At 59.9% G+C, this 956-nt stretch carries 1 protein-coding gene; it reads left to right on the plus strand.

Features of this window, described 5'->3' with window-relative positions:
• Nucleotides 1-956, plus strand: a 956-nt coding sequence (locus tag A3709_RS24230) for a hypothetical protein (RefSeq protein ID WP_197484339.1), incomplete at both ends; no start/stop codon positions are given.

Consider the following 956-nt stretch of genomic DNA (forward strand, 5'->3'; position numbering starts at 1 on the left):
TGGTGCGGTGCTAACCACTCAATATGCTAATTCAAGCAGCAAGACGCTGTATCCGCTGACGCTGGATGTTGTGGGCACGGTGACGGTGGATAGCACGTCGTCGATTGATCTGAGTGGCCGTGGCTATCCGGGCAGCTACTGGAGTGGCCCGGACTTTAGCAACAACACGCGTCGGGCGTGCCATGGTGGCATTGTGTATGGCAATAGTGCTGACTGTACCTATGGCCGGTACTTCGAGGCGGAGTTCCCGGGCAGTGCGGGTTACTACCGTAATAGCTCAGAACCAGGGCGTGGCGGCGGCCTGATCGGGATCACGGCCAGCGCGCTGGTGCTGGATGGCACCATCAAGGCACAAGGTCAGAAGACCTACCACGATGACCTGCCAGCGGGGGCAGGCGGCAGTATCCATGTAGATGTGGGCATGTTGACCGGCGCGGGAACATTCAGCGTAGAGGGTGGCAGGAACACCTATAACTTCAGGGACACTGCACCGGCGGGCGCAGGTGGTCGTATCAGTGTCTTTGCCGACGATGTGGCGGGCTTCACAGGTGTGTACCGAACGGCCAGTGGTGTGTCATCCAGGAACACGGTCTCGGGTGCGGGTACCACGTATGTGAAGCTGAGCACGGAAGACTATGGTCACCTGCTGTCAGAGAACGGTGGTCGTGTGGCCGGAGCGGGCTCTACGCCGGTGGCTTCGGTGGGCGAACACCTGATCACGAACGTGGTGTTGGAGTCAGGTACCACCTGGCGGGTGACGGTCGAGGGCACACCCTGGGCGGCTGATGGCAACGTGGTGCAGAAGGATCTGCGGGGCATCCAGGTGGACCTGGATGTCACCAACGAGAACAACCCGCTGTACCTGATCACGGGCAATGATGGCAATAGCCTGTTGATCGAGAGTGCGGATGATCCCAGTGCCTACTTATCAGGCACGCTCGGTGGAGTTCACTTGC

Source organism: Halioglobus sp. HI00S01 (genome assembly GCF_001635445.1).
Lineage (GTDB): Bacteria > Pseudomonadota > Gammaproteobacteria > Pseudomonadales > Halieaceae > Halioglobus > Halioglobus japonicus.